Origin of the sequence: Alicyclobacillus acidiphilus NBRC 100859 (assembly GCF_001544355.1) — a bacterium.
GTDB classification, from domain to species: domain Bacteria; phylum Bacillota; class Bacilli; order Alicyclobacillales; family Alicyclobacillaceae; genus Alicyclobacillus; species Alicyclobacillus acidiphilus.
The window spans coordinates 75,184-98,682 of the sequence record NZ_BCQI01000001.1 but is presented as its reverse complement, the minus strand read 5'-3'; the positions used below and the strand labels follow the sequence as shown (position 1 = coordinate 98,682).

22 protein-coding genes are annotated in these 23,499 nt (G+C 56.9%); 20 read left to right on the top strand and 2 right to left on the bottom strand.

The features are described 5' to 3' along the window. Positions 1–18 precede the first annotated feature (18 nt). Positions 19–357, bottom strand: a complete 339-nt coding sequence (locus tag AAC01S_RS00450) for a hypothetical protein (protein ID WP_245629997.1) — start codon at positions 355–357, stop codon at positions 19–21. 99 nt (positions 358–456) lie between these two features. On the opposite strand from AAC01S_RS00450, the gene AAC01S_RS00445 reads away from it, so the two are divergent. The 18 genes from AAC01S_RS00445 to AAC01S_RS00355 all read left to right on the top strand — a co-directional run bounded on the left by AAC01S_RS00445 (position 457) and on the right by AAC01S_RS00355 (position 21,092). Continuing rightward, positions 457–1,536, top strand: coding sequence for a hypothetical protein (locus tag AAC01S_RS00445; protein ID WP_067617044.1), 1,080 nt, complete (start codon positions 457–459; stop codon positions 1,534–1,536). A gap of 31 nt (positions 1,537–1,567) precedes the next feature. Then, positions 1,568–2,338: a DUF3388 domain-containing protein gene (locus AAC01S_RS00440; protein WP_067617041.1), complete on the top strand. Its 771-nt coding sequence runs from the start codon at positions 1,568–1,570 to the stop codon at positions 2,336–2,338. A 25-nt stretch (positions 2,339–2,363) separates the two neighbouring features. Beyond that, positions 2,364–3,497: a helix-turn-helix domain-containing protein gene (locus AAC01S_RS00435; RefSeq protein WP_067617038.1), complete on the top strand. Its 1,134-nt coding sequence runs from the start codon at positions 2,364–2,366 to the stop codon at positions 3,495–3,497. Between the two features lie 15 nt (positions 3,498–3,512). Beyond that, positions 3,513–4,004 (top strand): YajQ family cyclic di-GMP-binding protein, encoded by a 492-nt coding sequence (locus AAC01S_RS00430; RefSeq protein WP_067617035.1) that lies wholly within the window; start codon positions 3,513–3,515, stop codon positions 4,002–4,004. A 69-nt stretch (positions 4,005–4,073) separates the two neighbouring features. Further along, entirely contained in the window at positions 4,074–4,652 is a 579-nt protein-coding gene (gene pgsA, locus AAC01S_RS00425) for a CDP-diacylglycerol--glycerol-3-phosphate 3-phosphatidyltransferase (RefSeq protein WP_067617032.1), read from the top strand. 14 nt (positions 4,653–4,666) lie between these two features. Continuing rightward, positions 4,667–5,920: a competence/damage-inducible protein A gene (locus AAC01S_RS00420; protein ID WP_306307162.1), complete on the top strand. Its 1,254-nt coding sequence runs from the start codon at positions 4,667–4,669 to the stop codon at positions 5,918–5,920. 29 nt (positions 5,921–5,949) lie between these two features. After that, on the top strand, positions 5,950–7,530 hold the full coding sequence (locus tag AAC01S_RS00415) for a DEAD/DEAH box helicase (protein WP_067617029.1): 1,581 nt from the start codon (positions 5,950–5,952) through the stop codon (positions 7,528–7,530). 1,630 nt (positions 7,531–9,160) lie between these two features. Further along, on the top strand, positions 9,161–10,222 hold the full coding sequence (recA, locus tag AAC01S_RS00405; RefSeq protein ID WP_067617023.1) for a recombinase RecA: 1,062 nt from the start codon (positions 9,161–9,163) through the stop codon (positions 10,220–10,222). Positions 10,223–10,271: 49 nt separating this feature from the next. After that, positions 10,272–10,877 carry a regulatory protein RecX gene (locus tag AAC01S_RS00400; protein WP_067617020.1) on the top strand — a complete coding sequence of 202 codons (606 nt, stop codon included), beginning with the start codon at positions 10,272–10,274 and terminating at the stop codon, positions 10,875–10,877. A gap of 122 nt (positions 10,878–10,999) precedes the next feature. Next, positions 11,000–12,547, top strand: coding sequence for a ribonuclease Y (gene rny, locus AAC01S_RS00395; RefSeq protein WP_067617017.1), 1,548 nt, complete (start codon positions 11,000–11,002; stop codon positions 12,545–12,547). Positions 12,548–12,628: 81 nt separating this feature from the next. Continuing rightward, positions 12,629–13,420: a TIGR00282 family metallophosphoesterase gene (locus AAC01S_RS00390; protein WP_067617014.1), complete on the top strand. Its 792-nt coding sequence runs from the start codon at positions 12,629–12,631 to the stop codon at positions 13,418–13,420. A gap of 117 nt (positions 13,421–13,537) precedes the next feature. Beyond that, complete coding sequence (locus AAC01S_RS00385; protein ID WP_067617011.1) at positions 13,538–13,798, top strand: stage V sporulation protein S; 261 nt, start codon at positions 13,538–13,540, stop codon at positions 13,796–13,798. 42 nt (positions 13,799–13,840) lie between these two features. Then, positions 13,841–14,785 carry a dipeptidase gene (locus tag AAC01S_RS00380; protein ID WP_245629983.1) on the top strand — a complete coding sequence of 315 codons (945 nt, stop codon included), beginning with the start codon at positions 13,841–13,843 and terminating at the stop codon, positions 14,783–14,785. 302 nt (positions 14,786–15,087) lie between these two features. After that, a complete protein-coding gene (cotE, locus tag AAC01S_RS00375) occupies positions 15,088–15,624 on the top strand; it encodes an outer spore coat protein CotE (protein ID WP_067617007.1) in 537 nt (178 codons plus the stop codon). A gap of 120 nt (positions 15,625–15,744) precedes the next feature. Beyond that, a complete protein-coding gene (locus tag AAC01S_RS00370; protein ID WP_067617005.1) occupies positions 15,745–16,893 on the top strand; it encodes a YheC/YheD family protein in 1,149 nt (382 codons plus the stop codon). Between the two features lie 2 nt (positions 16,894–16,895). Continuing rightward, on the top strand, positions 16,896–18,275 hold the full coding sequence (locus tag AAC01S_RS00365; protein WP_083511391.1) for a YheC/YheD family endospore coat-associated protein: 1,380 nt from the start codon (positions 16,896–16,898) through the stop codon (positions 18,273–18,275). 39 nt (positions 18,276–18,314) lie between these two features. After that, positions 18,315–19,784, top strand: coding sequence for a putative amidoligase domain-containing protein (locus AAC01S_RS00360; RefSeq protein ID WP_067617003.1), 1,470 nt, complete (start codon positions 18,315–18,317; stop codon positions 19,782–19,784). 18 nt (positions 19,785–19,802) lie between these two features. Continuing rightward, positions 19,803–21,092, top strand: coding sequence for a YheC/YheD family endospore coat-associated protein (locus AAC01S_RS00355; RefSeq protein ID WP_067617001.1), 1,290 nt, complete (start codon positions 19,803–19,805; stop codon positions 21,090–21,092). 66 nt (positions 21,093–21,158) lie between these two features. Here the strand turns inward: AAC01S_RS00355 and AAC01S_RS00350 are convergent, their stop codons facing one another. After that, on the bottom strand, positions 21,159–21,413 hold the full coding sequence (locus AAC01S_RS00350; protein ID WP_245629996.1) for a hypothetical protein: 255 nt from the start codon (positions 21,411–21,413) through the stop codon (positions 21,159–21,161). 135 nt (positions 21,414–21,548) lie between these two features. Between AAC01S_RS00350 and miaB the strand changes: the two genes are divergently transcribed. Both miaB and AAC01S_RS00340 read left to right on the top strand, forming a co-directional pair. Beyond that, on the top strand, positions 21,549–23,051 hold the full coding sequence (gene miaB, locus AAC01S_RS00345) for a tRNA (N6-isopentenyl adenosine(37)-C2)-methylthiotransferase MiaB (protein ID WP_067616997.1): 1,503 nt from the start codon (positions 21,549–21,551) through the stop codon (positions 23,049–23,051). Further along, positions 23,048–23,497, top strand: a complete 450-nt coding sequence (locus AAC01S_RS00340) for a YlbF/YmcA family competence regulator (protein ID WP_067616994.1) — start codon at positions 23,048–23,050, stop codon at positions 23,495–23,497. Before miaB ends, AAC01S_RS00340 begins: the two co-directional genes overlap by 4 nt. Positions 23,498–23,499: the final 2 nt, after the last annotated feature.

Sequence of the window (23,499 nt, the reverse complement as noted above, 5' to 3'; positions counted from 1 at the left end):
AAACGGGATACGGTATACTTATGTGTGTCGCCGAGGCGTTGCTCCGTACATGAATCGCTGTGTGATCCCGATTTGCTCGCGGCGGAACGACCTCATCAACGCGCGAACAACAGGTTCATGACCCGTTCTCAGCAAGGTATCGACAATCGTCTGCAGTGTGAACGATTCGTCGAGGCAGTGCTCGACGTCCGGATTGTCGTCCAGATAGTACAACCAGCGCTCGTCGTATTGACTGCCGCGCTGTTCCTTGTACGCTGCAGCATATAAATAGTAAATATCAAACGGGGCGTCGAGCTGATCCAGGTAGAATTCGAGTTGGTAGAGTGCTTTTGCTACCGACAAATGTTCGCCGTGCATGTTGGCCAACGGTTTTCACCCTTTCATACATATTATGTGAGAGGGCAAACATAAAGGCAAGTGGAGATTCAGTAGAGCAGAGATAGGAGAAACGCATCTATGAACCGTACGTCGAAACCGTTCACGGCTTTCACCGTGATTCTCGCGCTCGGATTCGCCGCCGGATGTGGTGCGCCGGATCTTGCGGCCATGCGGCCTCAAGTGAGCAAGTCGTCAGCCGCCATTTTTTACGTCGACCATCCGAGCATGGAGTCGGGAACCGGTTTGAATCACGACGAAGAGGGCAGGATGGTATATAAAACCATCGACGTTTCGACAGGAGATTTCGAGACGCAGATTGCTTCGGCCCTCACCAATGACGATCTGAATTTCGTCGTGGTTGTGGTCGACAACGCTGCGCCATATTCCACATTCCTATCGCAACTGGCGCAAAAGTATGCGGACATTCACTTTGAAGTTTTGAGCGATCAGCCAGGCACCTTTCCATCCTTGCAGAACCTCCGCACCGTGTCGGCAAATCCCGATCTCGTCGCATACGGCATCGGCTATCTGGTCGGAACCTACCTGTCTTGGCTTGCAACGAAGGCGACGGTGAGCTCAACGTACGGCATGGTCGTTCAACCGACGCTGGGCTACGTGAAGTCGACCGCACCGAAAGATCAGCAAGAAGCCTTCTTCGCGGGATTGTATACCGCCGATGCAAGCGCACAGGTCGTTCCTCTTGCTTCGAGCAGCGGGACAAGCGCGTCGCAAGGCTATCCAGGATCTTCGACCGCGTTCGGTTATGTGAACGCTCTGCCGCTGAGCGGTGTCGTATACAGCAGCGCCTTGTCGAAATCGACCATCGCGGCCCTGGCTTCCCAGACGAACACATTTTTCTCGTTCGGCGACGAGTTCTCTGGTCTGCCGTGCTTGATACGTCCAGGCCATTTGTCTCCGACTGAAGTAAGCGACGCAATTTCTGCGGCCGAGAGAGGACAATGGCAGCCTGGGAACGAAGAGAAGATAGACTTTTCATCGATTGCTCTGCAAACTTCTGCACTGCCGCCGTCTGTGTCCGAGATGTGGGGCTCATTGCAAACCACCTTGTCGACATCGACGACTGACTGGCGACAAAAGTTCGAGCAGTTGCCGACACAGACGCGAAGCATGTTGTCGACGCAATTTGGCTCGACGTAGGTGCCGGATCGAAAGGGGATCTCGAAGCGGCGTGTCCGAGTATTACTTTCAGTACCACATTCGTCGAGACCGTCCAGGACTGCTTGGCGACATCGCCTCGCTCCTTGGCATGCTCGGGGTGAACATTCGCCAGCTTTCCAGTGTGTCTGAACACGGCCGGGGCTTTCTCATCCAGGCGGACAGGCCGGATTCGCTGGACGTGCTGATGACCATGCTGTCGTCCATGGAAGATATCGAAGTGACCGCCTTGCGGGAACCGACCCTGCGGGATCGGCTGGCGCTTCGCCACGGTCGTTTCATCGAACGGAGCGACACCGAGACTCGCACATATCGTTTCGTTCGCGACGAATTGGGCGTGTTGGTCGATTTTCTCGGCGAGATTTTGCAAAGGCCGGGCAGGCACGTGATTGGCGTTCGCGGACAGCCGCGCGTCGGCAAGACGGAAGCCTTGGTCGCGGCGAGCGTATACGCGAACAAGCGGTGGCTGTTGATCTCGTCGACCCTATTAAAGCAGACGATGATGCGAGAAATGCCATCCAACGATTTTTTATCTGACCATTTCGTGTATATTATTGATGGAGCTGTATCAGCCCTCCGGGGCGATGAAGCGCATATGCGCTGTGTCGATGAGATTCTTCGGATGCGAGGTTCGGTGGTGATCGAGCATCCTGATATTTTTGTAAAACGGTCTCGGTATACTTGGGACTTGTTTGATATGATCGTCGAACTGCGCAGGGATCCACAAGAAGAATTGCGGTACGACGAGATTGAACGTGAATCCGCTGGTTGGGGCGGCGAGTGAGTCCATCGGACAAGGGGGGACATACATGCAGGAACTTGGCCGGATTTTGCGCGAAAAGCGCGAGTCGCTTGGTTTGACGGTCGAAGACATCGAAGACAAGACGAAGATCCGAAGGCGCTACGTCGAAGCGTTGGAGAACGGGGATTGGACCGTGCTGCCGGGTCGCGTGTATGCGCGCGGTTTCGTTCGCAGCTACGCTGAAGTGATTGGATTGGACGGCGTCGAATTGCTGCAGCGGTATGTGGATGGCCAGGAGATCCCTGGAATGCATGGCGATCACGAGACAGGGCAGTTTGACGACGCGACGATTCGCGTCAAACGCGTCGATTCGTCCGCTGTCTCCGACGCCGCAGGGCCAGTGCGAAAGCCAGCCGCGAAGATGGTGGAACCGAGATCGTTGAACGAATTTCAGCGCCAACGGGCTGCCGAGAAGGTTGACCGGACCGAGCGGGTGGAGCGCCAGACTGAGGCAAAAGCCCCGACGCAGTCAAGGACGGAACGAATCGGGACCGACACGCCGAGAAGGTCGCTCAACGCGTCTCGGGGAAGCCGCCACGTTGGGGGATTCGTCGGCCAAATGGCGATGATCGTGGGAGCGCTCGTCGTGATCGGCGGAGCGTATATGTACCTGCACGACCGACATCGCACGAGCGGCGCTGCGACACAGAATACCACGCCCGTTGCCGGCAGCGGCGTCAACGCGACGAACGCGGCCTCGGCGAATTCCAGTGCCGCGAACAACACGGCCAATCAAGTTGCGAATGGCGCGAGCAACAACTCGAATGGCAATTCGGCGGCAGGCAATCAGACCGGATCGGGCAACACGGCCAATCAGACGTCTCAGGCGCCGCCTGTTACCGTGACGGCGGAGCCGTTCGCGAACGGCAAGTATACATATGACGTGAAGAACGTCAAGAACTTGCAGGTTCAATTGAAGGTCGTGAGCGGTCAATGCTGGATCAGCGTCTACAGCGACGGCAGCGGAGTGGATCCGAACGACATCCTCAATCCGGGCGAGACGAAGACCTTTACCGCCAACCAGGCGGTGACCATGACGCTCGGCCACGTACAAGGCGTGCAGTTGATCGTCAATGGGCAGCCGGTGCCCCTGCCAGTGACGGGGTCCGCGCCGACTATCGTGATTCAGAAGCAAGGTTGAAGGTGAGGGAGTAACATGGCAAAAGACGCGTCTTTTGACGTCGTTTCGAAAGTCGACCTGCAGGAAGTGAGCAACGCGATTGACCAAGCTCGCCGCGAAATCGAAACGAGGTTCGACTTTAAGGGCAGCAAGAGCGAAATCCGTTTTGAAGACGACAAGATCACGCTGATTTCGGACGACGAGTACAAACTCTCGCAAGTATACGATGTTTTGCAGACCAAACTGGTGAAACGGGACGTGTCGCTGAAGGCTCTGAAGCCTGGCAAGATTGAACCGGCCGCGGGCGGCACAGTCCGTCAGGTTTGTGCGCTGCAGCAAGGTATCGACGCCGATGTCGCCAAGCGGATCACGAAGGCCATCAAGGACTCCAAACTCAAGGTGCAGGCGCAAATCCAGGGCGACCAGGTTCGCGTAACGGGCAAGAGCCGCGACGACTTGCAGGCGGTCATTCAGCTCTTGCGCCAATCCGATATCGACATTCCGTTGCAGTTCACCAATTATCGGTAACCGGGCCGACGGCTGTAACCTGGTTTGTCTTCATAGGCAACTGTTGCCTTCCGACAGGAGCGTGAACACTTGAATCTCGCGAATCGAATCACGCTGGCCAGAATTTTCTTGGTTCCAGTTGTCGCTTTGGTGCTGCTCATGCACTACGACTTTTGGTCCTTCACCATCAACGGCCAGACGACGACGGGCAGCGAAATTGTCGCCACCCTCGTGTTTTTGCTCGCCGCGAGCACCGACGGTCTGGACGGCTATATCGCACGCAAGCGGAAAATTATCACGAACTTCGGCAAGTTTCTCGATCCTTTGGCAGACAAACTGCTCGTTTCCGCAGTGCTGATCAGCTTGGTGCAAATGCAGAGGCTGCCAGCGTGGGTTGCCATCGTCATCATCAGTCGGGAGTTTGCCGTGACAGGCCTTCGCTTAGTCGCCGCTGCCGAGGGTTTGGTAATCGCGGCCAGCTCGTTTGCAAAATTGAAGACGGTGACGCAGATGATCGCGATGGCGGCGCTCATCCTGAACAACTTCCCGTTTTCGCTGTTTGGCTTCCCATTTGCGAGTGTGATGTTGTATATCATGGTTGTTGCCACAGTTCTCTCGGGTCTCGATTACTTCGTGAAAAACAAGCAGATTATTCGAGTGACGGATTGACGGAGATGATGCGAATGGCGCGGGATTGCCGCGTTGAACTATTGGCTGTCGGCACAGAGATTTTGTTGGGCCAGATTCATAATGCGCACGCTCAGTACATCTCGCAGGAACTTGCCAAATTCGGTTTCTACGTGTACCATCACGGTGCAGTGGGAGACAACGAAGCACGGATTTCAGCGGCGTTTGACGTTGCCGTGAAACGGTCGAACGTGGTCATTGTCACAGGCGGCCTCGGGCCGACCGGCGATGATTTGACCAAGGAGGCCCTGGCCCGTTTTTTGAAGCGGGATTTGGTGTTGTCCAACGAAGCACTTGATCACCTCATGCAATACTTCGCGAATCGACAGCGCCCCATGCCGGAGGAAAATCGCAAACAAGCATACTGCATCGAGGGTGGCACCCTCATTCCGAACGAAAATGGCACCGCACCTGGTCAATACATTTTCGCGCAAGGAGTCCACTTCTTTCTCCTTCCGGGACCACCCCTTGAAATGCGTCCGATGCTGAAAACGTACGTCCTGCCCAAGCTCATGGAAGTATTCGGAGGAGCGCAGGTACTCATTTCACGCGTACTTCATTTCTGCGGAATTGGCGAATCGGACGTCGATGAGCAGATCCGCGATTTGACCGCGCAAGACAATCCAACCGTTGCGCCGCTCGCGGGTGAAGGGGAGATGCTGTTGCGCATCACCGCCACAGGGAAGACGGAGTCCGAGGCGAAGCAGCGCATCGCTCCTGTCGAGGCCGAACTTCGCAGGCGTTTCGGCGATTTCCTCTATGGAGTGGACGACGAGACGCTGCCGTCGGTGGTGATCGATCGCCTCGTCGAGAGAGGCCGCACACTGGCGGTCGCCGAGAGTTGCACCGGCGGCATGATGGCGGAGATGTTGACCGACGTTCCGGGGAGTTCACAGGCGTTTCAAGGTGGGATTGTCGCGTACGACAACCGCGTGAAGCAGCAATTATTGGGCGTTCCTGCCGATGTGCTGGATCTCGACGGCGCCGTGTCGGAACAGACCGCGATCGCGATGGCGAAGGGTGTCCGCGAACGGCTTGCCACCGACTATGGCGTCGGCATCACCGGGATCGCCGGTCCGGGGGGCGGCACGCCCGAAAAGCCGGTTGGACTCGTGTTCGTCGCTGTTGCGGACGCCGCGGATACCGCGGTGTATCGGTTGCAACTTCGCGGATCGCGGGCACAGATTCGCCTGCGTACCTGCAAACAAGCGTTTTGGCGGCTCCTGCAGCACATACAAAGACAAGTGTAACGAGATTCTGATGTAGGAAGGTTGAGAAAATGTCCGTTTTTGAAGAATTGGGTATACATCGCCGTGTCGTGCAGGCGATTCACGATATGGGTTTTGAAGAGCCATCTCCGATCCAACAAGCCTGCATTCCCATCGTCATGGAAGGCGTCGACGTCATTGGTCAGGCGCAGACCGGTACCGGCAAGACTGCCGCGTTCGGCATTCCGCTCGTCGACAAAGTCACGCCGGAGGGCCATGTGCAGGCCATCGTGTTGACACCGACGCGTGAACTGGCCATTCAGGTCGCTGGCGAGGTGCGCAAGCTTGCCAAGTACAAGCGCGTGCGTTCGGTGCCGATCTACGGCGGCCAATCCATCGGCCACCAGATTCGCGCGCTCAAGCAGGGCGTGCACATCGTCATCGGCACGCCGGGCCGTGTGCTGGATCACATTCGCCGCGGCACGTTGCAGTTGAATCAAGTGCGCACAGTCGTGCTCGACGAAGCGGATGAGATGCTGGATATGGGCTTCATCGACGATATCGAGGCAATTCTGCGCGAGACGCCGGCGGATCGACAAACCCTCCTGTTTTCCGCGACGTTCCCGAACGAAGTGAAACGACTGTCCGGGAGGTATATGCGGGATCCGCGCCATGTCACGGTGAATCGGGGCGAGATGACCGTTCCCCGAATCGATCAAATCGGCTACAAAGTCCTTGATCGGAACAAGCTTGAAAGCCTCTGCCGGATCGTGGACAGCGAGGAAATCCAGTTGGGCATCATCTTCTGCCGGACCAAGCGCGGCGTTGACGATCTCGTCGAAGCTTTGCTCGCCCGCGGCTATATGGCGGACGGTTTGCACGGAGATCTCAGTCAGGCGCAGCGCGATCGCGTGATGCGGCGCTTCCGCCGCAACGAGATCGAACTGCTCGTTGCGACCGACGTGGCCGCACGCGGCCTCGACGTCGACGATGTGACGCACGTCATCAACTACGACATTCCGCAGGACCCCGAATCGTACGTTCACCGGATCGGCAGAACCGGCCGCGCGGGCAAGCATGGCCTCGCCATCACGCTGGTGACGCCGCGCGAGTTCAAGCTGCTGAAGCAAATCGAGCGCGAGACCAAAGTGACGATGGATATGCGGGAAGTGCCGTCACTTGAGGATGTCGCCGAGCGGCAGGCTGAAGTCTGGCGAAATCGCGTGCTCGAGGTTCTGCGCAGCGAGAGCCTCGGCCAATATCGCGCAATCCTTGGCACCTTGGTCGACGAGCACGATCCGATCGACATCGCCTCAGCGCTCCTGAAGCTCTTGACATCGGGCGAGAGTTCCCAGGGCGAAGGCGAGGATTACGATTTTGGCGACACCGGCGCTCGTCCAGGCATGGTTCGCTTCTTCGTCAATATTGGACGGACCGCTCGCATGAGTCCGACCGACTTCGTGCGCGCCATCTCCGAAGAAGCCGGCGTGCCGAGCGAAGCCGTCGGGCGGATCGACATGTTTGACAAGTTCACCTTTATCGAAGTGGATCAGGACAGCGCCCCGTTTGTCTACGAGGCCCTGCGCCAAAGCCGGATCAACGGCGCTCGCGTCAACCTCGAACCCGCGAAGCCTCGCGCCAGCCGTCGATAAGGTTTGCCGGGCAACGCAAATCCGAATCGGCCCGAGTGAGGGCCGATTCGCTTGTCTGGCGCTGGACAGGCGGCTCACAGAGACCGTCGATTAACAAGGTGACAGGAGTCGGATTTTTCGGGGAGGTTCCGTACTCGCGGAGAAAATTTCAGGGTTCGAAATGGACTGTGTCCCCCATTCTCACACAAGGCCGATTGCCACGACCAACCGCCTTTTACAATCTGTCTGAAAAGTCTGACATATATTGATGCGTTCCATGAGTCGACAGTGTCTCTAAGTATGCAACTGGGGCTGGCAGTAGGCGGCGGCAGATGGCCGAACGATCGCGAGGGGGGGGAACGCCACCCTATTTAAGGCGGCGCGATCGCGGCGATGGACGATGGGGCGAAGGCAAGCACTGGTGATGCACTGGTGATGCACTGGTGATGCACTGGTGATGCACGGGTCAGCCGGAAAATAAGCGGCCCTGGGCCGCTTATTTCGAAGAAATCACCGGATGAAGGGCAAATAGGCGGCCGTGGGCGGCTTATTTGTCCTCTTTGCCCCCGGAGTGGCCTCGTTTCAACCACTTAAGCAGCCGTGCACCGCTTATTTGGCACCCATCAGACGATTCGACACACATAAGCGGCCGCGGGCGGCTTATGTGCCATGGCCCTCGGAGCAACGCGCCCGGTTGGTGGCAATAGGGCGACGCGATCGCGCTGGCGGGAACAGGCGGGAACTGCTGCTGGCGGGCAAATAGGCGGCCGTGGGCGGCTTATTTCCGCGAAAAGGTCGGAGTGTCAGCAAATAGGCGGCCCTGAGCCGCTTATTCGCCGATGGTGGCCCTGAAACAGCGGGGTGACAGTCACTTAAGCGGGCGTGGGCCGCTTATTCAAGGCGAATGAGACGATTCGACACACATAAGCGGCCGCGGGCGGCCTATTTGCCACCGCATCCGGAACGACGCGGCCAGTTGGTGGCAATGAAGCTGCGCGATCACGCTAACGGCGCTAACGCGCCTTGATCGGCTATCGATGAACCGGGTTACAAAGAGTGGTTTTCCATGTTCGAGGGATATCTCATATTTTGAGGATATCCCACATTATCAGAACCGATTTCAGCCAATTCCAGCCTCGCCGAGGATGAAGTTTTTCCGATTGAACTCTTCAAATCGAACCCAAGGCAGTTTCAGGGTCCGAAAGGGTCCTGCCCCAGCCCCGGTCCGCCCCTGGCACAAGACCAATGCGCGCGACCGCCCTTCAAAATCGCTCCAAAAACTCCAATGGGCAGTTGTGGACCCAAATAGACAGGCTCTGTGAAGCGCTCGCGCTCCCGGGCATCGCCTTCCGTCCTCACTCCTTCCGTCCTCACTCCTTCCGTCCTCACTCATTGCGCCTAACTCCTTCGGTCCGGCTATGGGATAGGGCTGCGCGAGGTCGAAATCCAGCCCGTCCTCGCTGACTGCCCCTATTCTATGTACCTCTTCTATGTCACTCCCCAACCACTGCTAAAATCCCTGGCTGAAACGCGAACAAATGTTTGCATTTCAGAGTGGAGTTGATACAATATGATCAGAGGAAAGACGATAGAAAGCTAGAACTAGTAGACGAACGAATTGATGTGGCTAGCTACCGAGGGATGGTGTGGTATGGGAGACAATAAACGAGCGGCCCTGGATATGGCCCTGAAGCAAATTGAGAAACAGTTTGGCAAAGGGTCCATCATGAAGCTGGGTGAGGCGTCCGCTACGATGAATGTGGAAACGGTGCCTACTGGTTCCATCGCGCTCGATATCGCGTTGGGAGTCGGCGGCTTGCCGCGTGGACGTATTATCGAAATTTATGGACCTGAATCCTCCGGTAAAACGACGGTAGCGCTGCACGCGGTCGCTGAGGTGCAAAAGCTCGGCGGGCAAGCGGCGTTTGTGGATGCTGAACACGCGCTGGATCCTGCGTACGCGCAGAAGCTTGGCGTGAATATCGATGAATTGCTGATTTCACAGCCGGATACCGGGGAACAGGCGCTTGAGATCGCCGAGGCGCTCGTTCGAAGCGGAGCTGTCGACGTCATTGTCATTGACTCGGTGGCGGCCTTGGTTCCGAAGAACGAACTTGAAGGCGACATGGGCGATTCGCACGTCGGCCTGCAGGCGCGCTTGATGTCGCAGGCGTTGCGCAAACTCGCGGGTGCGATTAGCAAATCCAAGACCATTGCAATTTTCATCAACCAGATTCGGGAAAAGGTCGGCGTCATGTTTGGCAATCCAGAAACGACGACGGGTGGACGCGCGCTCAAGTTCTACGCGACGGTTCGTTTGGAAGTGCGTCGGGCTGAAGCCATCAAACAAGGCAACGACGTGGTGGGGTCGCGAACGCGGATCAAAGTGGTGAAGAACAAAGTGGCGCCGCCGTTCCGACAAGCGGACGTCGACATCATGTTTGGTGAAGGAATCTCTAAAGAAGGCAGCCTTGTCGACATGGCGACGGACCTCGACATCATCCAAAAGAGCGGCGCTTGGTATTCGTACCAAGAAGAGCGACTGGGTCAGGGACGCGAAAACGCCAAGCAGTACTTGAAGGAACATCCTGATATTGCGGCCCAAATCGAAACGGCGATTCGACAACACTTCAACGTCGTCGCGAGCAAGGCCATCGAATCGGTCGACAGTTCCGATGTCGAAGAGGATGATTTTGAGTTTGACACACTCTGATTCAATCCAAATTGTAGGGAGAGGATCCTCTCCAAGCGGGGACCCGGATGTGATTCGGGTCCTCTTTTCCGATTCATCCACATGTGTGCTGACTGTTGCGGACTGGGTGGATTTGGGCCTGCGCGTTGGGAAAGAGGTACCGCATTCACTCAAGCAGGAAATCGATGCGCGATCTCGGTGTGTCGAAGCCGAACGGATCGCGGTTTCATACTTAACCGGCCGCGTGAAGACGGCCGCGCAAGTGCGCCAATACCTGCAGCGCCGCGAACTGGAGGCCGACGTGATCGACACCGTCATTCGACGCTTGGAAGCGCGCGGCATGATTGACGATGCGCTGTATGCCGCGTGGTACGTCGAACGGGAGGGGCAGCGTCTCGGACGGGCTCAGTTGATACAGCGCTTGAAACACCGCGGTATTGCACCCGATGTCGCGCAATTCGCGGTCCGCGACCATTTGGCGCCCGATGTCGAATTGGACACCGCCCTTCGACTCGCCCAGAAGTATCTTCGGCGCAGGGGCTGGTTCAAGACGTCGGCGGATCGGTTGAAATTCATGGCGTATTTGTATGGCAAGGGCGTCAGCAGCGAATTGGCAGGCCGCGTGTTACGGAGCTTGGAGCGAACGCGCGAGGATTCGTCAACGACCGATTCTTGACACAATTCTGGACAAACACGTAGAATGTATGTGCGTATCAGTTACGGCCTCTAGCTCGAATTCGTCAGTTGACGCGAACAGTTGATCTTGGAAAGATTGACTGGAGCAGGGAGGCATTGCCTTTGAACGTTCCCATTTGGTCGTGTATCGTTATAGGATTGGCTTGTTTAGTTGTCGGATTGTTTATTGGTTACCTTGCTCGGCGCATGATGGCCGAGTCGAAAATTGGTACCGCAGAAGCGCGTGCCTTGCAGATTATAGAATCGGCTCAACGTGATGTAGAGGCTCGTAGAAAAGAAGCGGTGTTGGAAGCGAAGGAAGAGACGCATCGGATTCGACAGGAAGCGGAGAAGGAACTTCGCGAGCGTCGAAACGAAATTCAGCGGTTGGAGAGAAGAATTCTTCAAAAGGAAGAATCGCTGGATAGGAAGCTGGAGCTCCAAGAGCAAAAAGCGGAAGAATTGCGTGCTCAAGAACAGTCTGTGCAGTTGCTGAAGGACGAGATTGAACACTTGCGACAGGAACAGGTTCGGGAACTTGAGCGGGTGTCTGGATTGACACGTGAAAGTGCCCGCGCGCTGATTCTGGAACAAGTGGAGCGCGAATCGCGCCATGACGCGGCGATGCTCGTGAAACAAATTGAACAGGAAACCAAGCGTGAAGCGGATCGGCGGGCTCGCGAGATCGTGGCGAACGCGGTTCAGCGCTGTGCAGCAGATCACGCATCCGAAATCACGGTTTCCGTCGTCACCTTGCCGAACGATGAGATGAAAGGTCGAATCATCGGACGTGAAGGTCGGAACATTCGAACACTTGAAACGCTCACTGGAATCGACCTGATTATCGATGATACACCGGAAGCGGTGATTTTGTCCGGATTTGACCCGATTCGACGAGAGATTGCTCGAGTCGCGTTGGAACGATTGGTCGCTGATGGCCGAATCCACCCGGCCCGCATCGAGGAAATGGTGGAAAAGGCTCGCCGCGACGTGGATGATTTGGTTCGCGAAGAGGGCGAACAAGCGACGTTTGACACCAACGTTCACGGCTTACACCCGGATTTGATCAAGCTCCTTGGAAGGTTGCGTTTCCGTACCAGCTATGGACAAAACGTATTAAAGCATTCCATTGAGGTGGCGCATTTGGCAGGAATGATGGCTGCCGAACTGGGGTTGGATGTCGCGTTGGCGCGCCGCGGTGGATTGCTTCACGACATTGGCAAATCGGTTACGCACGAGGTGGAGGGTTCGCATGTCGAAATTGGTGTGGATCTCGCCCGTCGGTACAAGGAACATCCTGTCGTTATCAACTCGATTGCCGCGCACCACGGGGATGTGGAGTTCTCGTCGCCGGTGTCCGTCATTGTAGCTGCGGCTGACGCGATTTCTGCGGCACGCCCCGGAGCTCGACGCGAGACTTTGGAGATCTACATGAAACGGCTGGAGAAGTTGGAAAACATCGCAGAATCATTTGCCGGTGTCGAGAAGAGCTACGCAATTCAAGCTGGGCGTGAAATTCGCATCATCGTCAAACCGGAAATGGTTGACGATGCGGAGTCGGCGTTGGTTGCGAAGGAGATTTCCAAAAAGATCGAGAACGAACTCGATTATCCTGGTCAAATTAAAGTGACCGTGATTCGAGAAACTAGAGCCGTTGAATACGCAAAATAGAGTAGCCAAATGGGCTACTCTATTTTTCTTCCATGGCGTGAAGGTTGCGTGAAGGCTGATTGGAACGCAGGAGGTGGATGTGTGAAAGTTTTGTTCTTGGGGGATATCGTGGGCGAACCAGGGCGCAGGTACGCCGCTCAGACGTTGTCATCCATCATCGACGAGCTTCGACCCGATTTGGTGATTGCCAATGCGGAGAATGCGACCAAAGGGCGCGGGTTGTCGCTGAAGTCGGCGGAGGAGTTGTACGACGCCGGGATCGAAATTGTCACGATGGGGAATCACACTTGGGATCAACGCCAGATTTTTGATTTTATCGACGATGACGCTCGGATTGTCAGACCGGCCAATTATCCGGCTGGTACTCCGGGACGTGGATATACCGTATGCAAAGTGAATGGAGTGGACGTGCTCATCGTCAGTCTGATGGGACGCACGTTTCTCAGTCAACTGGACTGTCCATTCGCGACGTTGGAACGCATTTTGGCCGACCATGCGCAAATCAAACACGTCATTGTCGACATGCACGCGGAAACGACGTCGGAGAAACTGGCCCTGGCATGGGACTTCGACGGACGCGTTTCGGCGGTCATTGGAACGCATACCCACGTGCCGACTGCCGATGAGGACATCCTGCCCAATGGCACGGCCTACATCACGGATGTGGGCATGGTTGGCCCGCGCGATGGGATCCTTGGGATGCGCCGGAGAGAGGTGATTTTGCGTATGCGGACCCACTTGCCTCAGCGTTTCGAAGTGGCGGATGGCCCGCGCCAATTTTGCGCCGTTTGGTTTGAGTTGAACGCGGAGGGTAAGGCGTTGAACATCCAGCCGATCCGGCGGTGCGAACCCCGCCAGGAGCAGCGCTTCTAACTTTCGGGCACTGAGCCGGCTGCGCCACTTTCTCCAAGCTGCTTGGCATAAACGGAATACCGAAGAATATCGTATAGTGTCCTACTGCCGAAGGGGGATAGAGGAGGTCATTTCATAGTGGATGTGTTAAAAGTCTCGGCTAAGTCAAATCCGAACTCAGTTGCGGGGGCTTTGGCAGGGGTATTGCGGGAACAGGGTACTGCTGAAATCCAGGCGATTGGGGCTGGCGCGTTAAATCAGGCGGTCAAGGCCGTGGCCATTGCCCGTGGGTTCGTCGCTCCAAGCGGTGTGGATTTAATTTGTATACCAGCATTTACAGATATCCAAATCGATGGTGAAGATCGCACAGCCATTCGGCTGCTTGTCGAGCCCAGATAATCACACGGACCATGCGCGTTCCGAATGAAAGGAGAAGCTTCTTTGGACCAGTTATTCGTCGCAGACGCGCACGTAGACGTTTTAATGAAATTATTGAATCCTAAAATTCACTTCGGCGTTGATGATCCTCGATTGGCCGCAAATCTGCCTTCCCTTGCGGCCGGTGGCGTAGCCACGCAAGTATTTGCACTGTTCGTGATGCCGGACGCCGACGCGTCCGCGCAACTCCACGATGTTTTACTCGAGATTGACGCGTTTTACAACCAAGTTGCGTCCGTGCCCACGGTCCGCCCCGTACAAACCCGGGACGACCTTCGAATGGCCAGACAGCATGGCCAAATGGCTGCCATCCTGTCTTTGGAAGGCGCCGGATGCCTTCGAGGAAGCGTGGAAATTCTTCGAATTCTGTATCACCTTGGCGTCCGCGGCGTAGGACTCACCTGGAACGACGCCAATGAATTGGCCGATGGCTGCGGCGAATTGCGCGGCAGCGGTCTGACGCGTGCTGGCCGCGCCGTCATCCGGGAGATGCAGCATCTCTCGATGTGGATCGATTTGGCGCATCTTCACGATCGCGGTGTCAGGGACGTGTTGCGGCTTACGGATGGCCCGGTGATGGCTTCTCACGCAAACGCCCGTGCCATTCACGATCACCGGCGGAATCTGACGGACGACGTGATTCGAGAGTTGATTCGTCGAGACGGTTGGATCGGCCTTACCTTTGAACCAAGTTTCGTGGCGGACGGTTCGGTGACCATCGACGACATCTTCGCTCATCTCGATCACGTCATTGAACTCGGCGGAGTGCGAAACGTGGGGTTCGGTTCCGACTTCGACGGTACCACCAACGAGCTGCCGGGGCTCGCCAAGAGCAGCGACTACGCGGCATTCGCCGAACGTGTGGTGCAACGGTACGGGAGCGATCTCGGACGAGCCATTTTGTTTGACAACTTCGAGTCTTTCCTCAACCGCCAACTTCCGCTGTAACTCTCACCACGCACGACAATTGGGCTGTCCCTGAGGCATGAGGTGCCTCCTGGACAGCCCAATTTTGATCCGCGTGGCCTCCCGCCGGAAGTGCGCCCATTTTTCGTGGGCGAAATGCCCGCAAGGCGCACGTTTATGGGCAAACGCATACGATGTGCTGTGGTTGCGAATGGGCGAAGGCACGCACCAATGATCGTTGGCACGGCATTCACCACCCCTACTCGCCCCGCATACCGATAGACCATCACGCTCGGGCGCGAGTCACGCCTACCCGCCCGGGGACTCACAGAGGAGGTTGCCGCATGGTGCTTTCAAGTAAAGACCTGAACTACCGCGAGATCATGGCGAATGCGGTCTGTGGCCGGGGCAATAAATACGCTCAAACGACGTACACAGTACGCCCCACCCATCGACCAAGCACGATTGGCGGTTGCTGGGTCATGAACCATGTGTATGAAGCGGAACTAGTTGGCGATTACGTCGAAGTTCGCGGTCGTTTTGACGTCAACGTATGGTACTCCTACAACAACAACTCCGACACGGCAGTTGCCAAGGAGACCGTATCCTATGTGGAGCAAATCGCGCTTCGCGATGTCGATCCCGAATGCATCCGCGATTCTCGGGAAGTTCGGGTCAGCGTTCTGCAAAGCCCGAATTGCCTCGACGCGACGCTGACTGGCAATGGCTCGGAAGTTTTGGTTCGAGTCGAGAAGGAGCTTGGTGTCGAGATTATCGGCACGACGAAGCTCTGTGTGTTGACCTGCGAGATGGTCGAGAAGAAAGACGAGGACTTCTTCGAGGAAGAGAGTGTGCTGGAAGAAGTCGAGATCGAAGACTGACTTCGGTTCGGAATGAACTTGGGGCGATGTGTCGCCCCATTTTCGTTTCATCAGGCGCAATCCGACAGTGGTATCTCTCTGCGCTGCTGTCGAGGGGCTGTTGAGAGGGGAGCGAGAGCGATGGAAGGTAAACCCGTGTTGGGGCTGTACATCGAAGGCGTCCAGCGTGGAGACCGTCCGTTTGGGGAACAAACCCGTATGTTTGAGGAAATGAGTACATATGGAGACGAGATGGGGGTCCGCGTGATTGTCCTCACCCCAGGCGATTATGGGACAAACCAAGGTCTCCGCTACAACCCAGAACGGCGGACGTGGGTGCGCGAACGCGCGGTGGTGCCAGATATCGTGCTGAGGAGATCGAGTTCGTTCAGCAAGGCGACAGCGGCCCTGGCGACAAGAGAACTCAATCAGTTGAAGGCAATCGGCAAGCTCCACACACTCCCTCGCATCGCCAGCAACAAGTGGACGTTCTACAAACTGCTTGCACGAGTGCCACAACTGCGCGGGCATCTTCCGCGAACGTCCCTGTGCAGCAGCGGACGTGAACTATTCAACACCTTGCAATCGCGTTCTGACGTCTACATCAAGCCGCTCGGCGGATCTCGGGGCGTGTCGATCTACCGATTGAGGAGGGACGGCGCCGCCCTGCTCGCATCGTGGGAAAGGCGAATCGTGCCGCGCAAGCACGATCAGACAAGCAACGTGTTTCAACCGGACACGCGGATTGAAGAAAGGGCCATCCCCACGCTGGCAGATTGTCTGGCTTTCTGGAAGGAGACGAAACTCCGCCGGGCCATCGTCCAGGACACGGTTTGTCTGCCGAAGCGCGACGGATCGCCGTACGATTTTCGGTGGCTGATGGGCGGGAGCGACAAACCTCAGGTCGTGGCGAGAATCGCTCGCTTGGGGCGTCCGCAGTCGATCACGACCAACATTCACACCGGCGGGCGCGCCGTCGAGGCGGAGGAGATGATCGAGGATATCGTCGGCAAGAGCCAACGCGACCAGACCGTCCGCCGATTGGATCAGGTCGCGATGCGGGTGGTCCAAACGCTGGCCAAGGCGTACGGCCCGTTTGCCGAAGTCGGGATCGATCTCGCGCTCACGGAGAATGGGGACATCTACATCTTTGAAATGAATCCAACACCAGGCCGACGCATGCTGCGAAACGTGGACTCCAGCCTGCATCGTCTGTCACTTGAAGCGATCCTTGAATATGTTATCAGGGCCACGGCCCCCTCGCGGGGACGTTCGGGAAAGGAGCGCTGACTATGAGCGGTGAACAGATGAGACTGCGAGTGGCGACATTCGACGGACAGGAGGCCACAATTCGCGTGTACCCTACATTTGGCCGCGGTCGACCACTTTGGCAGCGGCCTTTCGTCGCATGCGTGCACGGAGAGCGGCGAAAGGATGTCAAATTGGTCGTCGATCCGTTTTTGCCGGAGGGTACTGTCGCAATCAGTCGACCTGTCGCCGTTCAGTTGAGACTAGCGGAGTTGCCCTGGCCCAATGTGGTGCAAATCTCCGACCAAGAGATCCGGTTCGGTCCGCTCATCGGCATCTTGGCGAATCCGCGTTGGGACAAGGAAAAGGGTACGTTGCGCCAGACATCGCAATTGGAAGGCATTCGGAAGATGATTCAATTTGCCGACGAACAAGGGGCGCGCTGTTTCGTCTTCAGTCTGTCAGCGGTCGACTTGAGACAGCGACTCATCAGGGGATACACCTTGTACGACGGGAAGTGGTTCAGACGAACGTTCCCGATGCCTGACGTGATTTACGACCAACTCGTCTCCCGAAAGCTTGAACGTGATCCCAGCATGCGAGACAAGCGATCCGCGATTTCGCGCGAGTACGGCGACAAGTTTTTTAACGATGGCTTCTTTGACAAATGGCAGGTCTACGAATGGCTCCGAGAAGATACCGAACTGCGCCGCCATATTCCGCAAACCATTCGGCACAAATCGGTGCAGGAGGCAGTCGCCTTTATCAACCGCCATCCCATCACATTTCTCAAACCGCTTCACGGCAGTCTCGGACTCGGGATCATTCGCATCGTCAGACATCGCGACGGCAGTCTGACGTACGAGATCAAACACAACGCGACCAGCGTGACGCGCGGCAAAGGCAATTCGACGCGAGAAGTCGTCGAGTCGTTCCGCACGCGTTTGAAGCGACGGCCGTATATCTGGCAAGAGGGTCTTACGCTTGCGACATACCAGAACCGCCCACTCGATATTCGCATCCTGATGCAACGAGACGGGACGGGCGAGTGGAAGCGGACCAAAATGTTTGCCCGCGTTGCGAAATCTGGGGAATTTACGTCGAATCTTGCGACAGGCGGCGACGCGATGTCGGTCGACAAAGCGCTCGCCGAATGTTTTCCCAGCGCGCAACAACGGAATCGGGCGAAAGCGCAAATTCGCAGGTTGTCCAAGCGGATCGTGGAAGCGATGGAAGAAGCGTCGGGCCGCAAGTTTGGCGAAATGGGCATCGATTTGGGCTTGGATGAAACCGGAAAGGTCTGGGTCATTGAGGTGAACTCCAAACCTCGCAAAGCGCCGTCGACGAAGAGCGGACGGCAAGACCTTGTCGACTTGTCGTTTGAACGGCCCATCAGCTATGCCATCTATCTGGCGAAACGGTAGGTTAGTGGAAGTCATGCGAAGATAAAGGGGGAGTAGAGGATGGCATTCTATCTTCTATATAAGAATCAACCCTCCGCGAAACGACTGTTGTCCGGCGTGCCTAAACTCGCCCGGTATGTTGCGAGCAACCGTGTGACAGATCGCGATGTGCTGTTTCGGTGGGGCGCCGCAGACGAAAGCGATCCGCCGCAAGGCACGGTGATCAACACGAAGGAGGCCATCGCGCGGGTGGCTTCGCGTGCGCAGATGGCCAGGTTCCTTCGCCGGATCGGCGTGCGCGTCGCGCCGCGAGTGACAAAGTCCGGGATGCCGTCGTCGTTCAGCCGGCAATATCGGATACCGATGTTCGATCTCCTGCCCTTGGCATGCTTTCGATCCGACTCGGGAGCGAACTGGACGCAGGCTCGCATTTCGCGGATCCACGCTTCCTTTCAGGAGATCGATCCGAGGGAAGACAACCAAGCGCGCCGCGCAGTTTATCTCGCCACACGCACGCTGCACGCGCTCGGTTTGGACTTTGGGCTCGTCAGCGTCGGCGTGTCGGAAAAAGGATTCTTGCAGCTGCTCGACGTCAGCGCGACCCCGGTGCTCGAGGGCCGAGTGCTGGAACTGTTTCGCACCGCGGTCGCCAACTTCGTCGAGCGGGAGGAGCGTGCTCGGCTCAGCAGCAGCCAGACGGTGACCTTGGGAACGGACGTGGAAATCATGCTTCGCAATCCACAAGGAAAGATGGTGCTCGCAAGCAACTACTTTCCGAGGCGCGGGCGAATTGGCTGCGATGACCGAAGCGTCAACTTCGACGGCCGGCGCTTGCCTCTTATGGAACTTCGTCCGCAGCCTGACACAAACCCGAATGGACTCATCCTGAATTTGCGGGCGTTGATGCGCGAAGCCAGCGAGAGAATCAATCGGAAGGGCGTCGAATGGCGAGCCGGCAGCATGCCGTTTCGCCCCTATTGCACGGGCGGCCACATTCATTTCTCCGGCATCCCGTTCTCGAGCAAACTGGTCAAGGCCTTGGACCATTATTTGGCCCTGCCGTTGATGGCGGTGGAGGACCGCGTTCGCGCGCAAGGCCGTAGGCCGAAATACGGTTATTTGGGCGATGTTCGCCAAAAAGACTACGGCGGTTTCGAGTATCGAACGCCGTCCAGTTTTGTCTGCAGCCAGACAGCGACCATTGCCGCCTATCATCTGGCGCATATGATTGCGCTCCATTATCGCGATTTGCCGCTTCTCGATCTCTATGCGCCAGCGACGCAGTACGCCTTTTACGAAGGCCAATTACACGCGCTTCGGCCGATCATTCTGCGGAACATAGAAGCGATTCGGATGCATCCTGCATACAGTCAATATCGGGAGTACGTCGAACCGCTCTTCGGCATGGTCGAGCGTGGTGAAACGTGGGATGAGACGCGAGACGTCCGTGTCGAGTGGGATGTTCCGCTTGCTCGCACCGTGGTCCGCAAGGCAGTCAAATCTAGGCGCACGCGCGTTGCCGCGTATTGAGAAAAGAGGTCTCAGAAGTTGAACAGCCTCTCGAACGCTGAACTAATCTGGTATCGCCGAGACGGCGAGATTCGCATGGCGGTGCGGCCCGTGGCTCCGCAGAGTATCGACAGAGGCATGACGGTCGCCCGCTTTTCACACTTGGATTTGGCTGTTCCGATTTTGCGCCGGAGACCGGCGGGAGTGCTCTATCACGCGCCGACGAGCCTCTCCTCGGCCTTCGGAACCGCGCGGATCGAGGGCGATGTGTTTGCCATCTTGGCTGGCTCGGGCCGAGATGGTTTTGCCGGCGCGCGCCTCAATTTCCGCGACGTGATTGAGGAAGGGCGGAAACAAGGCGCACTTGTCTACGTCGTTTCGACGGACGATGTCACGACGGATCGGATTTGGCAAGGTTATGTCCGCCTGGGATACAAACAGTGGATCCGTTTGCCGATGCCGCGCCCACAGGCGATGTACAATCGGATACCCACGCGGGCCCTCGAACGCAACGGGAGCTCGCTGCGCGCGCGCGATCTCGTGAGGCGTCTGTCGATCCCGATGTTCAATCCCAGTTATTTCAGCAAGGCTGCCATGTACGGCATCGTCTCCCGACACGGCCTGTCCGCCAACGTACCTGAGACGTTGACCAGCCTCGAACGGGATTCGTTGCTTCGCATGTGCGAACGATACGAGGGTGTGTATTTGAAGCCTTCCGGCGGCAGCGTCGGCCACGGGATGATTCGTGTCGACAAACGTGCGGGGGGCGGATCGGAACATCCCGAGTATACGATCGCCGTGTTGAAGCATGGGAAGACGGAGCGATTTGCGGCACATTCGGGGGCTGAACTGTGGCAGATTGTGTCACGGCAACGCGTCCTTGGCAAGTACGTCGTTCAGCAGGCGATCCCACTCGTCCTCTATCGGGGCCAGCCATGCGATTTTCGAGTTCTTCTTCAGAAAGTTCGAGACGAGTGGACGCTGGTTGGCGTTGGCGTGCGCGTGAGCGGGAAAGGGCGAATCACCACGCACGTGCCGAACGGAGGCACCATTGCCAACGCCGACACCGTGCTGTCCGAGGCATTCGGCAACGACGCGCCCCGAGTCCTGGCTGATCTTGAGTCGTTTGTAATCCGGGCGGCGGAAGCGCTCGATGCGGAGTTTGGCAAGCAGCTTGGCGAGATGTCCATGGATATTGGCATCGATCCCAACGGCAAGCCATGGTTTTTCGAAGCGAACGCGAAACCGATGAAATTTGACGAACCGGACATTCGAGCCCGTTCCCTGCGCGGGATCATCGATCAACTGCGCTATCGCGCAGGCCGTTGATGCCCGGTGGTGTTGAGACCTTGTTCAAGCTTCGCGTTCAAGCCCTTCGCGCGTACCGGACACGCTCTATACGAGCGGCCACGGCAGCGCGAAGCGCCGCTTGCCCTTCACGATTTCGCGAATTTGATGAAACGGTACATAGTGCCATTTGCTGTCGTAGACCAACAGGGCCTGATGGGTCCGGATGATCTTGTCGATGTCAGGAAAGTCGCTTGCGAACGACCCCTTGTCCGGCGCCACCACGGCGCCGTCGTACCCTTCGGCCTGATTCAGCAAGCATATTTCGAACGTCGGGATGTTCAGCTTCTCCGACACCGTCATTCCTCCAAATTCCGTGTGAGACATTCCTCCATTATGGTATCATCTAGGGATAGATGTGCAACGAATTTTTCAAGGTATCTCGTGAGTCCGGAAGTTGTGTTCCGGAAGCCAATTTGGACGACGGAGTGGTAGAGGTTGGAGAATTTGATAAAACTCGCGCGCGAAGGTCGTCTTGAACGTGGACTTGGGTTGACGTTTGGCACAACGCATCGTCCGAATCAGGCGGAACGCGTGTCCTATGACATAGAAGCTTTGACGAAGAAATACCAGATCGGCCGCAAGGCGGACGGTTCCCCGTACCGCTTCAAAATTTTGACGTACGGCTGCCAAATGAACGAGCACGATACCGAGGTCATGGCAGGGCTGCTTTACGGTATGGGCTATCAGCAAACGGAGTCGGAGGAGGACGCCGACTTCATTCTGTTCAATACCTGTGCGGTCCGCGAAAACGCGGAGGACAAGGTGTTCGGCCAAATTGGCCGGATGCGGCCGCTCAAATTCCGCAATCCTGAGCTATTGTTTGGTTTGTGCGGATGCATGGCGCAGGAACAAGGCGTGCAAAAGCTTGTGCTCGAAAAGTTCCCGTGGGTGGATCTCGTCTTTGGCACCCACAACATCCAGCGTTTGCCCGAGCTTGTATTTCAGGCGAAGAACTCGACGGAGACCGTGCTTGAAGTGTGGGACAAGGCGCCGGAGACCGTCGAGGATTGGCCGAAGATCCGCAAAGACAGCGTTCGCGCCTGGGTGAACATTCAGTACGGCTGCAACAAGTTCTGCACCTATTGCATCGTGCCGTATACGCGTGGCGTCGAACGAAGCCGCTTGCCGGAAGACATTCTGGCTGAAGTGGCGTCGCTCGTCGCCGAAGGGTATCGCGACATCACGCTGCTTGGACAAAACGTCAACGACTACGGTGTCGATCTCGGCACGACCAATTTTGCTGGACTCTTGAGGAAGGTGAACGAGATTCCCGGAATCGATCGGATCCGCTTCACGACGTCCAATCCGTGGAACTTCACGGATGAGTTGATCGACGCCATCGCGCAGTCCGAGCACGTCGTCGAGCATATTCACCTGCCTGTCCAATCTGGCAGCAACCGTATTTTGAAGCGGATGAACCGCTCACATACACGAGAGTACTATCTCAACCTCGTGCACAAGATTCGCGGCGCAATTCCGAACGTCGTCTTGACGACCGATATCATCGTCGGGTTTCCAGGCGAGACTGAGGATGATTTTGAACAAACGGTCTCGCTCGTGCGCGAGGTCGAGTTCGACAACGCGTTCACGTTTATCTACTCTCCGCGCGAGAACACGCCTGCGGCGAGCTTTGAGGATACGGCCACATTGGCTGAGAAAAAGGATCGTCTGCGTCGGTTGAACGACGTGCAAAACGAGATCAGTCTGCGTCACAACCTGCAACTGCGGGGCGAGATCGTCGACGTGCTCGTGGAGGGCGAGAGCCGGACGAACAAAGATGTGCTCTCCGGTCGTACGCGAGGCAATCGACTCGTGTTGTTTCCTGGAGACGCTTCGATGCAGGGCCGCCATGTCGAAGTCGAAATTACAGAACCGCAGACGTTTTTGCTGAAGGGGCGAGTGGTGAGGGCTCCTGAGGTGCAGGAGGTTATCTCATGATGATGATGGTAGGGACGGATCGACAGACGGTGTTGCAAAAGGCCGACGAGATTGCGTCGTTGATTGCGTCTTCCGAAGAGGCCGAGGCGTTTTGGCAGGCTCGCGCCAAGATGGAACGGCATCGGGAAGCGCAAACGCTGTTTGACGCGTTAAAGAAGAAGACCAACGCCATGCTGGTGCTGGGGGAACGGCAAGGCGCAGGCAGCGAGAAGTACGAGCGGGTGCGTCTGGAGGTGCAGCAAATCGAGGAACGGCTCGCTGAAATTCCGGTGGCGATGCAATATAAATCCGCTCAGGCGGAACTCAACGCGATGTTGCAGGAAGTGACGCTCGTCCTTTTGGCGCGGTTGAAAGAACGGCTTCCGGTCGAGCCAGGGCCGCGTTCGTGCGGTTCCGGCGGCTCATGTTCCACGGGCGGGTGCGGCGGATCGTGCGGGACGAACTGATG

Coding starts and splice junctions, on each gene's coding strand:
- AAC01S_RS00340 (WP_067616994.1), top strand. CDS start 23,048: ATGATGATGATGGTAGGGACGGATCGACAGACGGTGTTGCAAAAGGCC.
- AAC01S_RS00365 (WP_083511391.1), top strand. CDS start 16,896: ATGAGCGGTGAACAGATGAGACTGCGAGTGGCGACATTCGACGGACAG.
- AAC01S_RS00450 (WP_245629997.1), bottom strand. CDS start 357: ATGCACGGCGAACATTTGTCGGTAGCAAAAGCACTCTACCAACTCGAA.
- AAC01S_RS00435 (WP_067617038.1), top strand. CDS start 2,364: ATGCAGGAACTTGGCCGGATTTTGCGCGAAAAGCGCGAGTCGCTTGGT.
- cotE (WP_067617007.1), top strand. CDS start 15,088: ATGGTGCTTTCAAGTAAAGACCTGAACTACCGCGAGATCATGGCGAAT.
- AAC01S_RS00360 (WP_067617003.1), top strand. CDS start 18,315: ATGGCATTCTATCTTCTATATAAGAATCAACCCTCCGCGAAACGACTG.
- AAC01S_RS00430 (WP_067617035.1), top strand. CDS start 3,513: ATGGCAAAAGACGCGTCTTTTGACGTCGTTTCGAAAGTCGACCTGCAG.
- AAC01S_RS00370 (WP_067617005.1), top strand. CDS start 15,745: ATGGAAGGTAAACCCGTGTTGGGGCTGTACATCGAAGGCGTCCAGCGT.
- AAC01S_RS00445 (WP_067617044.1), top strand. CDS start 457: ATGAACCGTACGTCGAAACCGTTCACGGCTTTCACCGTGATTCTCGCG.
- AAC01S_RS00415 (WP_067617029.1), top strand. CDS start 5,950: ATGTCCGTTTTTGAAGAATTGGGTATACATCGCCGTGTCGTGCAGGCG.
- AAC01S_RS00420 (WP_306307162.1), top strand. CDS start 4,667: ATGGCGCGGGATTGCCGCGTTGAACTATTGGCTGTCGGCACAGAGATT.
- recA (WP_067617023.1), top strand. CDS start 9,161: ATGGGAGACAATAAACGAGCGGCCCTGGATATGGCCCTGAAGCAAATT.
- AAC01S_RS00350 (WP_245629996.1), bottom strand. CDS start 21,413: ATGACGGTGTCGGAGAAGCTGAACATCCCGACGTTCGAAATATGCTTG.